Origin of the sequence: Winogradskyella vidalii, assembly GCF_013403955.1 — a bacterium.
Taxonomy (GTDB): Bacteria; Bacteroidota; Bacteroidia; order Flavobacteriales; family Flavobacteriaceae; genus Winogradskyella; species Winogradskyella vidalii.
The window spans coordinates 988,263-1,002,167 of sequence record NZ_JABFDG010000001.1; the positions used below are offsets into that span (position 1 = coordinate 988,263).

General features: G+C 33.9%; 11 protein-coding genes. 5 read left to right on the top strand and 6 right to left on the bottom strand.

Going from position 1 to position 13,905, the window contains the following annotated elements:
* Positions 1–98: 98 nt before the first annotated feature.
* The 3 genes from HM982_RS04085 to HM982_RS04095 are packed head-to-tail and all read left to right on the top strand — an operon-like array spanning position 99 to position 3,811.
* Entirely contained in the window at positions 99–1,589 is a 1,491-nt protein-coding gene (locus HM982_RS04085) for a YggN family protein (protein ID WP_179351835.1), read from the top strand.
* 48 nt (positions 1,590–1,637) lie between these two features.
* Positions 1,638–3,137, top strand: a complete 1,500-nt coding sequence (locus HM982_RS04090; protein ID WP_179351836.1) for a serine hydrolase — start codon at positions 1,638–1,640, stop codon at positions 3,135–3,137.
* Entirely contained in the window at positions 3,134–3,811 is a 678-nt protein-coding gene (locus HM982_RS04095) for a peptidoglycan DD-metalloendopeptidase family protein (RefSeq protein ID WP_179351837.1), read from the top strand. The genes HM982_RS04090 and HM982_RS04095 overlap by 4 nt, the downstream gene beginning before the upstream one ends.
* Here HM982_RS04095 and HM982_RS04100 read toward each other — a convergent pair.
* A complete protein-coding gene (locus tag HM982_RS04100) occupies positions 3,808–5,088 on the bottom strand; it encodes an APC family permease (protein WP_179351838.1) in 1,281 nt (426 codons plus the stop codon). The two genes, HM982_RS04095 and HM982_RS04100, sit on opposite strands and share 4 nt — an antisense overlap.
* An 81-nt stretch (positions 5,089–5,169) precedes the next feature.
* Here HM982_RS04100 and HM982_RS04105 point away from each other — a divergent pair, with 81 nt between their 5' ends.
* Positions 5,170–6,126 (top strand): lipid A deacylase LpxR family protein, encoded by a 957-nt coding sequence (locus HM982_RS04105; protein WP_179351839.1) that lies wholly within the window; start codon positions 5,170–5,172, stop codon positions 6,124–6,126.
* A 31-nt stretch (positions 6,127–6,157) separates the two neighbouring features.
* On the opposite strand, the gene HM982_RS04110 is transcribed toward HM982_RS04105, so the two are convergent.
* The 5 genes from HM982_RS04110 to porX form a co-directional block, all read right to left on the bottom strand.
* A complete protein-coding gene (locus HM982_RS04110) occupies positions 6,158–6,568 on the bottom strand; it encodes a hypothetical protein (protein ID WP_179351840.1) in 411 nt (136 codons plus the stop codon).
* A gap of 58 nt (positions 6,569–6,626) precedes the next feature.
* Positions 6,627–8,534: a S9 family peptidase gene (locus HM982_RS04115; RefSeq protein WP_179351841.1), complete on the bottom strand. Its 1,908-nt coding sequence runs from the start codon at positions 8,532–8,534 to the stop codon at positions 6,627–6,629.
* 965 nt (positions 8,535–9,499) lie between these two features.
* A complete protein-coding gene (locus HM982_RS04120; RefSeq protein ID WP_246296565.1) occupies positions 9,500–10,054 on the bottom strand; it encodes a hypothetical protein in 555 nt (184 codons plus the stop codon).
* A gap of 247 nt (positions 10,055–10,301) precedes the next feature.
* A complete protein-coding gene (gene tsaE, locus HM982_RS04125; protein ID WP_246296566.1) occupies positions 10,302–10,766 on the bottom strand; it encodes a tRNA (adenosine(37)-N6)-threonylcarbamoyltransferase complex ATPase subunit type 1 TsaE in 465 nt (154 codons plus the stop codon).
* A 322-nt stretch (positions 10,767–11,088) separates the two neighbouring features.
* Positions 11,089–12,636, bottom strand: a complete 1,548-nt coding sequence (gene porX / locus HM982_RS04130; protein ID WP_179351843.1) for a T9SS response regulator signal transducer PorX — start codon at positions 12,634–12,636, stop codon at positions 11,089–11,091.
* A gap of 38 nt (positions 12,637–12,674) precedes the next feature.
* Between porX and HM982_RS04135 the strand changes: the two genes are divergently transcribed.
* A complete protein-coding gene (locus HM982_RS04135; protein ID WP_179351844.1) occupies positions 12,675–13,904 on the top strand; it encodes an HD domain-containing protein in 1,230 nt (409 codons plus the stop codon).
* Position 13,905 lies beyond the last annotated feature (1 nt).

Sequence of the window (13,905 nt, forward strand, 5' to 3'; positions counted from 1 at the left end):
GGCTTTGCTGGGTAAGTCTAAAAAAATCAAAAATCATGAACACTATTAGAATTTTAGTTATGTGTCTAATAACCACGTTTTGTTATGCACAAAAAAAGATGAGTAAAACATCACAATCCATTAAAGTGAATAAAGATGTGATTGTAGAATTAAACACCAGCTATGTAGAAATAGAAATAGATACATGGAACAAAGATGTCGTTGAAGTCGAAGCTTATATTGAAGGTGATAAATTGACCGAAGAGGAATTAAAAAACGCATTAAAAGCTTGGCAACTTAAAGTTGAAGGTTCTAATGATAAGGTTGTTATTTCATCTACAGGGGGGCTAAATTCGGCGTCATATCCTCATGAAGATTATGCAGCCGTATTACAAGAATTGGAGTACCAGTTAATTGAATTACCAGCAGTACCCGTGATGCCAGAACTACCAATGATGCCAGCACTAGTTGAAATGCCAGCCATGCCAGAAATGCCAGCCATGCCTGTAATGCCAAAACTACCAAAGTTGCCCAAAGACATTACAACTATAGATTTTGATTACGAAGCATACCAAAAGGATGGTGAGGACTATTTAGCCGAATGGAGTAAAAAGTATGAAAAGCAAGGAGGTAAAGAATTTCAGAAAAAAATGGAAAACTGGGCACGAGAATTTGGAGACTCAGGATATCAGGAGAAAATGGAAAAATGGGGAGAAGAATACGGGAAGCGTTTTGACGGTAAATGGGCAAAAGATATGGAAAGATGGGGTGAGAAGTTTGGTGAGAAATACGGAAAGGATATGGAAAAATGGGGTGAGGAATTTGGTGAAAAATTTGGAAAAGAATGGGGTGAGAAAATGGAAGCTTGGGGCGAGCGTTTGGAAAAACAAATGGAACAACGGGCCGAAGCTATGGAGAAAAGAGGTGAGTCTTTAGAGAAAAGACAGGAAGCGCTTGCTAAAAGAGAACAACATATGGCGGAGAGTAAAACTTCTGTTTATGTAAAGCGCTTAGAATCGGGAAACAATAGTAAAATAAAAAAGGTGATTAAAATTAAAATCCCTAAAAAAGCCCAATTAAAAACTAATATTAGACATGGTGAACTAAAAATAACCTCTATAATACACAATATGAAAGGCGATATTTCGCATTCATTTTTAGTAGCAGAACACATTGATGGAAGCGAGACTTCCATCAATGTCTCTTATTCGCCAGTCATGGTGAATACCTGGAACTTGGGAACTTTAAATCTCAATTTTGTAGATAAAGCTCAGATTAAAACCGCTCAAAATTTAGTACTCAATTCTAAATCGTCTAATGTAACGGTTGGCAATTTAAACGATACCGCTATTATTGACGGCAGTTTTGGGGATTTAACGATTTCTAATTTAAGTACCACCTTTAAGAATCTTAATTTGGTATTAGAAAATAGCGATGCACTAATTAACTTGCCCAAAGCTATAGATTATACACTCTACTTTAAAGGCAACCGTTCAAAGTATAATAACAAAACAACTGAACAAAAAACAATTCGTCATTATCCTGATGGCCAGAATTCTAATCGAAATATTGTCGTCAATGCCAAATTTAGTAACGTGATTATTAATTAATCTTAAATCCGTATTTTTATAGAGAACTAACGACTTTAAACATATATTATGAGATCCATCATTCAATTTGCTATAGTGTGCTTTTTTACAGCATGCTTTTTTTGTTGTAAAACAGATTCTAACACTAAAGTTAACTCAGAAGTCAATAACTATGATGCGTTTATTTCAAAATTAAAAGCGAAGGGCATTGCTACAGGTAATATTCTAGTATATAATGATGGTGCTATAGTGTATCAAAGTTCTAACGGATTACGGTCTATAGACCCAATAGACTCCTTGAGTTTAAACTCACAGTTTAGATTAGCATCCGTAAGCAAACAATTTACAGGCATGGCTATTATGAAATTAAAAGAAGCTGGTAAATTGGAGTATGATCAAAAGGTAAATACCATATTAACCGACTTTCCTTATGATCATATTACTATTCGTCAATTATTGCATCATACTTCAGGACTTACAGATTATGAGCGTTTAATTGCTGAGAATTTTGTAAAGGAAGATTCGACTAAAAAGTACATTTTAGGTAATAATGAGATATTAACTGAGTTTTACCGTGTAAATCCTGAGTTAGATTTTCAACCTGGAGAGAAATGGGAGTATAGTAATACAGGCTATTTGGTTTTAGCATCGGTTGTAGAAAAAATATCTGGGCAACACTTTAAAGTGTTTCTAAAAGAACAGATTACAGATCCTGTGGGCATGACAAATACAACCTTGTACAGCTATCAAATAGAAGCCGATTCCGCAATGCCAAATCGGGTATTTGGCTACCAATTGGCATTAAACCAGAACGATTTAGTGTCAAATGATTACAATATTGTAAATGATGTTAGAGGAGATGGAGGAATTTACTCAACCATAGAAGATTTGTACAAATGGAATATGGCCTTAGCTAACCATACTATAATTTCAAAAGCCTATTTAGATGATGCTTGGACGCCTGGTGTTTTAAATAATGGAGATCTTACCAACTATGGTTTTGGTTGGTTTTTAGAGCAGGATCCATCCAAACCAAAAACAGTCTTTCACTCTGGTGGTTGGGTTGGTTTTGTAACGTTTTTATATAATGAACTCGATACAAAGAGTGGTTTTATAATATTAACTAACAATACAACCAATGACTTTGGAACTATTATAAATGGGATTTCAAATATTAGAGCCGGACAACCTTACCAGATGCCAAAAACAGCACTAGCTACAGAAATGGCAAAGCGTATTTTAACAGAGGATTCAAACACCGCAATGCGCTACTACCATACTCATAAATTGGATACCCTTAATTATTCGGTGTCTGAAGGAGATTTAAATGTGTTAGGCTATCAATTATTAAACGAAGATGAGCTAGATGCAGCGTTGGCTATTTTTAAATTAAATATTGAAGAACATCCAACATCTGCAAATCCATACGATAGTTATGGTGATGCCTTATTGTTAAAAGGCGACTCTATACATGCGTTGAAGCATTTCAAAAAATGTTTCGAAATGGATAGTACCTTAACTTATGCAAAGGATAAATCTGAAAAATTAGAAGCCGCATTACAACCATGACCATATTAGATATGCTAACCCAACTTGAAACTCATCCTTTAGTAAATCCTTCAATACCCAAAACATCCTATATGGCTTTAGATTTATCCGTTGATAATTCAGAATTAAAGGCTGTTAATGTTTCAGATGCAGAAGATTTAGAACGTTATATCTGGAAGTCTATGGTAGCTAACAAGGCTAAAATAGCTTATGGTGGTTATCTTGAAAAACGAGGAATTTACCAACGGAGTACATATTTTAATCAAACACATCCTGAAACCGAACGCAATATTCACTTAGGATTAGATTTATGGATTGAGGCTGGTACACCCATTTTTGCACCTTTATCTGGCACAATTCATAGTTTTAAAAACAATACCAATTATGGTGATTATGGCCCGACCATCATTTTAAAGCATCATAGTGAAGGGATTGAGTTTTATACCTTGTATGGTCATTTAAGTTTGGCATCCATAGAAGATTTAGAGGTTGGAGTAGAAGTGACCCAAGGTGCGCAAATCGCAACACTTGGCACTGCTGAGGTTAATGGAGATTATCCTCCGCATTTACACTTTCAGATCATACATGATATTCAAGATTTTAGTGGAGATTATCCAGGCGTGAGTAATCAACTCGATTTACCCTTTTATAAAGACAACTGTCCTGATCCTAATTTGCTATTGAAGCTATATTAAGCTTTCTTTTCAGAAGTTTTATAGATCCATTCTACAATAAAGCACAACCCAATAATACCAAGAGACACCAACACTCCTGTAAGATTCGATTGGTATTGTTGATTAATTAAAACCACTAAGGCAATCAGGCACAGTATACAGCCACTTATGGGGATGATTTTATTACTACCTGTGTCTTTGGAGCACTTAAAACCTACCCAATTGACAATTCCAAAAATGAGAATAAAACCAACGCTTCCTGCCGTTGAAATACTTTCTAAGTCAAGGGTGTTGACAATCACTAATGTTGCGATTGCGGTTATTAATAAGCCTATCGGCTGATTCCAGAGTTTAGAGGTGAAATGATGCGGCAATTCATCATCTTCGGCAATTTCAAAATTCACACGACTGCCTCCATATAAGGAGGCATTTATCGCAGAGAATGTAGAGATTAAGGCCGCAATAGTTATAATGGTGAAACCGACTTTACCAAGCATAGGTTTAGCGGCTTCGGCCAAAACATAATCTTCCGCGGTGGCAATGGTATCAAAAGGCAATGAGCTTACCGTCACAATAGCGATGATAATATAGAGTATAATGACAAAGATTACAGAGTAGTAATAGGCTTTTGGGATGTTCTTTTCAGGATTTACAATATCTGGAGCTGCATTCGCAATGAGTTCAAAACCTTCATAAGCGACAAAAATCACCATGCCTGCTGCAAATAATTGTACGGGAGATTCCCAATTAGAAATGGCCAGTTGTGATAGGTTAGGGTTTCCAATAAGGCCGTAAGCACCAATGCCAATAAACCCAATTAAAATAATTAGTTTTATGATGACGGCATAAGATTCTATTTTCCCTACAACCGCAATGCTATAATAATTTATCGCTGTGGCGAGTATGATAATGGCACTAGCATAGATATGAAAATTAATTGTAGTGTTTGAGGTAATGGCAAATAAATTAGGCGCATACGACCCAAAAGCAGAAGCGTAAAGCGAAAGCATAATAATGTAACTCACCCAAAGCAAGTTATTAATAGCTCCACTAAAAATAGACACTCCAAAGCCTTGGTTAATGAACTTTACGGTGCCTCCACGATCCGGATATTTTTGAGATAGTTTCACATAACTATACGACGTAATTAATGCTAAAAGTCCAGCACATAAAAAGGCTACAGGTGTTCCGCCATGTGCGATAGAAACGGCTAATCCAAGGACGGCAAAAATACCACCACCAACCATACCACCTATGCCTATTGAAATCGCGTCTTTTAAACTTATTTTGTCTGCCATGTAAAAAAAATGCTATGATGTTTAATATAACATCAAAATTAAGGATAAAACCATAGTTCTAGTATTCTCGTAAGTATTTGTATGAATATACTACGAATTATCATCCTTCTTTTACTTCCATTAGGTCTGTTTGCTCAAAAAATAGACCATGCAGTTTCATACAGGACTATAGAAAAAGAAAGTTATTTCAGGTTTCATTACGACAATGATTATTTTGCTGCTACCGACGAGAATTATACACAAGGTTATAGTTTTGAAGTGGTGATGCCTGGTTTAGAGAAGAATCCTGTAAATCATTTATTTTTTAAGCCTAAAGATGTCACAACTAAATATGGCTTGGCTATTGAACATATTGGGTTTACACCAAACGATTATGTTAGTGAAGCGATTCAAGTTGGAGACCGACCGTTTTCATCTGCCATTATGTTGAAGAGTTTTACCATGGCCACAGATCAAAGTCGTAAGACTAAACTATCTCAAGCTTTGAGTCTAGGTTTAATCGGTCCAGGTGCTTTTGGTAAGGAGATGCAAGTTGGCATACATGAAGCCACAGGAAATAAAGTCCCAGGTGGTTGGGATAACCAAATTAAAAATGATGTGGTATTGAATTACAGAATCGACTATGAGAAACAGCTGTATAATTATAATGATGTATTCACGTTTCAAGCGCAGTCGTCTTTACAATTAGGCACCTTATTTACAAACGCGTCTGTCGGGTTTCATAGTACTGTTGGGATTTTAAACTCAGCGTTTTCTACCACTCTAAACACAAAGGGTTTTCAACTCTATGCCTACGTGCATCCTATGATTAGTGTTATTGGTTATGATGCCACCTTGCAAGGCGGTTTGATAACTACAGATAGTCCATATACTATTGCTTCTAGTGACGTGGAGCGATTTACAGCACAATTCAATTATGGGCTCGTATTAAAAACGAAAAGCCTATATTTTGAATATACCAAATCTGCCATCACTAAAGAATTTGAAACGGGATCCTCAACAAAATGGGGAGGGATTAGGATTGGATTTACGTTTTAAATAAGCGTTTAATTCTAAGAGTACAAGTACATTAAAAATTCTTGTTTATCTGTTTTTTAGTCAGAATATGTCCCAAAATGAAACCAACAATTGCAAATACACCATCTGAAAGCGTAAACCATAGTTCTTTTGGTAACATCACGATATTAAAAAATGTAGCTGCAAGCATTAATGCTCCAACTATATAACTTGGCACTATACTCGTTTTAGATATTTTGGCAGATACAAACATTCCAATAAGCACTCCTGTAAAATGGGCAATAACGACACAGATTTTTATACCAACAGGAATTATATGCATGTTATTGCTAAGCCAATCCATATTCAATGGGTCTGCACCATCAGGTAAAGGGAATAGGTTATGACCTATTAAATTTTCGATGAGGTAAACACTTACTGATGCTGCGATAAAGCCAATAATGGTCGCTAATACATGTCTCATTATTCCAATTGATTAGTGGGTTATTATAAACGCCATGTGTACTTAAAGGTATGAATTATTATAAGGTTTCCTTCAGCCACTTAAAAAATTCGTGTTGCCATACGAGTGCATTTTGAGGATTTAACACCCAGTGGTTCTCTTCAGGAAAATATAATAATTTGCTTTTTAGTCCTAATAGTTGTGCCGCTTGGTAAGCGCTTAAACCTTGCTCAATTGGCACTCTGTAATCTTTTCCACCTTGAATAATTAACATAGGCGTATTCCATTCGGCAACTTTATTCACAGGATTAAATTCATTATAAGCTTTTTGTGCATTTTTATTGTCTTTATCCCAATAAGCGCCTCCAAAATCGTGGTTGACAAAGAATAATTCTTCCGTGGTGCCATACATAGATCTGGTATCAAAAACACCATCGTGAGAAATAAAGGTTTTAAAGCGGTTGTTGTGAATACCTGCTAAATAGAATACAGAATAACCACCAAAACTTGCGCCAATAGCACCTAAACGGTCGTTATCTACATAGGATTCTTTTGCGATATCGTCAATAGCAGACAGGTAATCGTCCATCACTTGGCCTCCCCAATCTTTGCTAATGGCTTCATTCCATTTAACACCATGTCCTGGCATACCACGACGGTTAGGAGCTACAACAATATAGCCTTGTGATGCCATGAGTTGGAAATTCCATCGGTACGAATAAAATTGAGATAATGGAGATTGTGGACCACCTTGCGCATATAATAACGTGGGATATTTTTTTGAAGCATCAAAATTAGGTGGTAAAATGACCCAAACTAACATTTGTTGGCCATCTGTAGTGGTGACGTAACGTTTTTCGACTTTTGGCAAATCTACACTAGCATATAGATCCTTATTAATGTCAGTTAACTGTTTGAAGTTTTTCTCTTTTAAATCAAAACTAAAAATATCTGCCGCATGGTTCATATCAGTTCTTGTCACTAATAAGGTATTGTCTTTTTGAGCGATAATGCTAGTGACATCAAATTGACCTTCTGAAAGTTTTACTACTACTGGAGCAATTCGTTTTTTGCCTGGGTAATTCACTTTAAAAATTTGAATGGTGCCATCCACAGGTGCTGTGAAATACACTTCTTTGCCATCGTTACTCCATGTAAAGCTTCTTACAGAACCATCCCATTGTTGGGTTAGGTTTTGTTTAATGCCGTTGTTTAAAACGATAATATCATTTTTATCACTTTCGTAGCCATCGGTTTTCATTTGTAACCACGCCAACGCACCATTTGAAGAAAACGCCGGATTGGTATCGTAGCCTTTGTTATCTTCAGTGATATTTTTAGTAGATTTTGAGGCTAGATTGTACTTGTAAATGTCTGTGTTTGTACTTGTAGCGTAGGCTTTACCTTTTAGTTTTTTACTAACATAGTAAATAGCTTTACTATCAGGAGACCAAATATAATCTTCATCGCCCCCAAACGGTTTTTGAGGGGTGTGGTAAGGTTCGTTAGGCATAATATCAATTCCTGTTGTGTCTTCAGAATCGACTTCCTTATAGAATAAATGATTGTAACTACCATCTTGCCAAGTGTCCCAATGGCGAATGTCTAAATCTGAAAACACATACACATTCGATTTGTCTAAATTTTCATAGAGATCAGTTCCTTTTATGTTCTCAATATGAACTTCGTCATTAAATAGTTGGTACTTACCATCTGATGAAATGTTTTTGTCTATAGTTTCAGTGTCTTCTTCCTTTATTTCAACTAACTCACCACCAATTGCAGGCATTTTATAATATTTGGTGTCGTAATTGTTTTCTTCAATATTAGGTGTTTTTACAGTAAAAAAGAGTGTTGATTCGTCTTCATTTAGCCCCAAAACACTTATACGTTGTACTTGCCATAACAATTCTGGTGTCATAGTTTGTTGTGCATTTAAAAAACTGTTGCTTAACATAAGACTAATAATAAAGATTATATTTTTCATAATTACAAAAAAATGAATAGTTGATTTTTTATATGTCATAACATCTAAAAATTGACTTTTAAATTGAAATGAAATGTAAAGTTAAGAATTTTCTTCAGGATTGGGTAGAGTAATAAAATTAGAATTGTAATAAAACCTACTCTGTTATTAGCGCAGTGAAGAGGTGTAAATTATTAATCTGTAATTTTTTTAATTTTAATTCTAAAAATATTTTTTTTTCAGATGCCTTTAGGCTTAATCATAAATTCTTTTTCCATTTCTTCCAACGTTTTGTCGGCGTAGTTTATTTGATTAAACATTTTTGCTCTTATCAAATAAATATAAGGAATAGCTATTGCTATTAATGGTAGTAAGTATAGTTTTTGTTCTTCTGTATCTAATAATCTTATATCGTCATTTAAGATAATAAAGATTTGATATATGTATAATTATCGGTACCAATAAGGTGTGATACCAATGATGTCTATTGGGGAGAACCCAAATCGTTAAAATAATAGAGGTATAAGTTTTGATGTTAATGTCTACGCCATCGTTCTAGCAATTTTATAGATACTCAGCTATTATTGTAGCAACTACGGGCCTTAAAAAAATAAATTTTTCATTCCTAATTATAGTATTTAGATTTTTCTCTAATCAATTTAATCAGAAATTAATCTTTTAAGGCAATAATGAATAATGTTAGTAACTTGTTCTTTTAATATACACAATATTGCTATAATAGGTTTTTCAAGCCGGTTTGGTAAAATAAATCTAGAACTATTTTAAAATTAATTATGTTAGTAGGGGGCAAAAAGGTGTTATTTAATTCGGAAATTAATTATTGATTGTGAAGCAATAGAGATAGATATTAGAGTTGGTCTATAACCTTACACTTTTAAGTTTCTGGTAGCGATAAAACCATTTTTCTATGTTAATTTAATAAAAACATATCAATGATATACTTAACAGTAGGTGAATCTTCAGCTCTAAAAGTACTGTTTTATTCTACTCCAAACGCCTTTAGGCTTAATCATAAATTCTTCTTCCATTTCTTTGAGTGTTTTGTCTGCATTATTTATTTGGTTGAACATTTTTGCTCTAATCAAATAGATTGATGGAACAATGAATGCCATCAAAGGAACAAGGTATAGTAGTTGAAATTCATCAAAGAAAACCATATCATCATTTATAGCACCAACAATCTGATAAGAAAACATTGCAATCGGAACTAAAATGGCATGATACCACCAATGACGACAAGTAAAGAACCATATAAAGAGTAACATTAACGGAACAAACTTTTGTAAAATAGACCATAAACCTATTTTAGCGTCCCCATAAAAACCACTTCTATATGTAAAAAGCCACGTTTCCCATACTTCAGTCTCTGGAGCGTGTTCATAAAGATAAAAGATAAAGGGAGTTGATGCTATTAAAATAGCTAACAAACTCCCTGTAAAAATGCTTCTACTATAAATGTTTTTATCCGTGTGTACGGATTTTGAGTTTTCTTTTGTCAATTTGATTAGTAGTTTGTCCATCTAAGTCAATAATGTTAGTTGCTTGTACAGTGAATAACACTCCTCCGAAGATAGCAATTGCTAAAATAAGATTTTTTTTAGTTTTCATAATTTAAAGGGATTTTAATTAATTAATTACTTCAAAGATATAAGTATTGTTAAGTGCTTACAAATGTAAAGTAGTTAAAGTCCACTAAATCATGATGTTCCAATTACGGTTTTTCCGTAAAAGTTGTTATTTTTTGTAGGAATATTACTAATATGTATTCTAATTTATTACTGTTTTTATAGCTTTGTTTTTAGTCGTTTTTTCTGTTTTTATGGTTAGCTGTAATAATCTTGTATTTTCTTCTATGTTACTAATGGTAACCGTTTGGCTGTCTTCGGGTATTAATTCTTCAATACGCTCAGACCATTCCATAAACAACCAATGATTACTATTGAGGTAATCTTCAATCCCAAAATTGTAAGCCTCATCTATAGATTCTATTCTGTAGAAATCAAAATGATAGACTTTTTCATCTGGTAAACGATACTCATTTACAATTGAGAAGGTTGGACTGGTGGCTACATCTTTACTTTGCATTGCTTTTAACAAGGCATTTATAAATGTTGTTTTTCCAGCGCCCATACTTCCATTAAATAGCAAGGTTTTAGAATCCAAATGCTCTAAAACGCTCACAGCAATATTGTCTATGTCTTTTAAATGGTATGTAAACTCAATAGTTTTCAAACTGTTGTTTTGCATTTTATGTTACAATGGTAAGTATAATTTTTTATATAACCTAAGAAAAAGTGCATTTCGTCGGATTTTTTAGCTTTTTATAGTGTTTTTTGCTCTTAGAGGTTGGTAATCAACTTCTAGGTAGCGATTAAAGAGCTATATCATATTCTGAAATTTGTAAAAAATCATAAGTAATAGCGTACTAGTATTTATGCGAAGTGCTAATTTTAGTTCCGAACTAAGAATCCCCCTTAAATATGTTTACAGCTTGTTTATTTTTAGTTACTTATATATAAGGGGGATATTGTTTAATAGCTTATTTAAGCTACTTTTATTTTGGATCCATCACAACAAATGGAATAACCATTTCTTCTAAAGAAACACCACCATGCTGATACGTGTTTCTGTAATAACTTACATAATGGTTAAAGTTGTTAGGGTAGGCTAAAAAGAGATCCCCTTTTGCAAAAATAAATGAACTACTCATAGTTAAGGCTGGTAAATGAATAGACTTAGGATCTTTAACAGCTAGTACATCTTTATTTTGATACGTTAAACTTCGCCCAGTTTTATAGCGTAGGTTTAAGCTTGTGTCTCTATCGCCAATAACTTTAGTTGGAGCCTTTACATTTATAGTGCCGTGATCTGTGGTTAAGATTAATTTAAAACCGAGTTGTTGTGATAATTGAATCATTTCTAACAAAGGCGAATTTTTAAACCAACTAACTGTTAACGAACGGTAGGCTTTGTCATTAGAAGCTAATTCTTTAACGACTTCCATTTCCGTTTTAGAGTGGGAGAGCATATCAACAAAATTGTAAACAATAACATTAAGGTCATTGTCTTTAAGAGATTTAAAGTTCTCTACCAATTTTTTTCCTGAACGTAGGTTAGTAATTTTGTGATATTCATATTTGAGATGGTTCAACCCTAAACGCTTAAGTTGCTCTCTTAAAAAATCATCTTCATGCAAGTTTTTTCCACCTTCATCAGTGTCATTTTTCCAATATTTTGGATACAGTTTTTCCATGTCTGCTGGCATCAGTCCGGAGAAAATAGCATTTCTGGCATATTGCGTTGCTGTAGGTAAAATACTGTAAAACGCTAATTCGGATGCTTTTTTATAGTAGTTATTCACAATAGGCTCAAAAGCTTTCCATTGGTCGTAGCGTAAATTATCTATTACCACTAAAAGCGTTGGCTGTTTATCGCTTAATTCCGGAACGACTTTATCTTTAAATAACGTATGAGACATTACGGGAGCATCGGTGTTTGGCTGAAACCAATTTTCGTAATTTTTTTCAATAAACTTACCAAACTGCATATTGGCTTCCGTTTTTTGAGATTCTAAAATATCGGTCATTCCTACATCCTCAATGCCTTCAAGCTGTAACTCCCAGTAAATGAGTTTTTGATATAAATCTACCCATTCTTCAAAAGAGTTTACCATAGATAAATCCATGGCGATTTTTCTAAACTCTTGCTGATAATTTGAAGTTGTTTTTTCAGAAACTAAACGCGAATGGTCTAAATTCTTCTTCAAGCTCAATAAAATCTGATTCGGATTAACCGGTTTTATTAAATAATCGGCAATTTTATTACCAATAGCTTCTTCCATAATATATTCCTCTTCACTTTTAGTAATCATTACTACAGGTAAATTGGCACGTCGTTCTTTAATTTCATTTAAAGTTTCCAGTCCTGTTAAACCAGGCATATTTTCATCTAAGAAGACCATATCAAAATTTATATCATTAATAACTTCTAGAGCTTCAGTACCGCTTTGACAAGTGGTAACATCATAACCTTTTTGCTCTAAAAAAATAATATGAGGCTTTAATAAATCGATTTCATCGTCAACCCAGAGAATATTTATCATGTTGTGGTATATTTGTTTTCTAATTAATATAATGAATTTTGCCTACAAACAATAAGCTTAAAATCTTTAACGATCCAATTTACGGATTTATTACCATTCCAAATTCGTTAATCTTCGATATTATTCAGCATAAATACTTCCAGAGGTTACGTCGAATTAGTCAAATGGGATTATCCTATTTAGTTTATCCAGGTGCTCATCACACACGTTTTCATCATGCCTTAGGTTGTATGCATTTAATGCAGCGCGCTGTCAATGTGCTTCGTTTTAAGGGGGTTACAATCTCTGAAGACGAAGAAAATGGTTTGCTAATTGCTATTCTTTTACACGATATTGGTCATGGTCCTTTTTCTCATGCCATGGAACATAGTATTGTAAATGATGTTTCTCATGAGGAAATTTCATTGCGATTTATGGAAGAGCTCAATTTAGAGTTTAACGGAAGTTTAACGTTAGCCATTTCTATTTTTAAAGGGGAATATCCAAGACCGTTTATGTGTCAGCTCATTTCTAGCCAACTAGATATGGATAGAGCCGATTATTTAAAGCGTGATAGCTTTTATACGGGAGTTGCGGAAGGAAATATTAATAGCGAACGCTTAATTACAATGCTCAATGTGGTTGATGACCAATTGATGGTAGAAGAAAAGGGGATTTTGAGTGTAGAGAAATTTTTAATCGCTAGACGTTTTATGTATTGGCAAGTTTACATGCATAAAACAGGCGTTGTGGCCGAGCAATTATTAATGGGAACGTTGAGACGGGCAAAGGAATTAGTGGAGCAAGGTGTAGAGCTAAAATGTAGTGATGCTTTGTATTATTTTTTATCTTCTGAAATAAATTCCGAAAGTTTTAATGCCGAAACCTTAACGGTTTTTTCAAAATTAGATGATTACGATATTGTTGCAGCTTTAAAAGAATGGCAAAATTGTGATGATTTTGTGCTGCGTAACCTTTGTCAGATGATTTTGGATCGGAATTTATTGAAAGTTAAGTTAAAAAATAAACCCATACCAACTTCAGATTTAAAAAATCATATAGATGCCATGATTAAAAAGCATAAAGTCACAAAGCATGAAGCTGAATATTTTGTGTTTCAAGGCGTGCTAATTAATCAAGCTTACGTTAATAAGAATCAGAAAATCAATATTTTATTTAAGACCGGAAAGATTAAGGATATCGTTAAAGCATCCGACCAATTAAACTTAAAAGCACTCAGTAAACCAATCACAAAATATTATATGTGCTTTCCTAAAAAGAAAATGTGAT